Genomic DNA, 273 nt, shown 5'->3' with positions numbered 1-273 from the left:
CATCTTCGCTGGCCGCCGCTTGCAGCTCGAAATTGAACGTGCGGCAGAAGCGCTTGCGCAGGGCCAGGCCCCAGGCGCGGTTGATACGGCTGCCATAGGGCGAGTGGATGATCAGTTGGGTGCCGCCGGACTCGTCGAAGAAGCGCTCCATGATCAGCGTCTGTTGCGAGGGCAGGGCGCCCAGTACTTCCCGCGTGCGCCCCAGGTAATCGAGCAACTGGCTGGCGCTGTCTTCGCCCAGTTCGAAGCTGCGCTGCAGCCATTGCACCACCG

1 protein-coding gene is annotated in these 273 nt (G+C 64.8%); it reads right to left on the bottom strand.

What is annotated here, in order from left to right:
- Positions 1–273, bottom strand: a 273-nt coding sequence (locus tag SB756_RS30015; RefSeq protein WP_410913229.1) for a hypothetical protein, incomplete at both ends; no start/stop codon positions are given.

Source organism: Pseudomonas sp. SIMBA_068, from assembly GCF_046534705.1.
Lineage (GTDB): Bacteria > Pseudomonadota > Gammaproteobacteria > Pseudomonadales > Pseudomonadaceae > Aquipseudomonas > Aquipseudomonas putida.
Note: the sequence above shows the minus strand (reverse complement) of the source record. Positions and strands in the feature narration are given on the sequence as shown.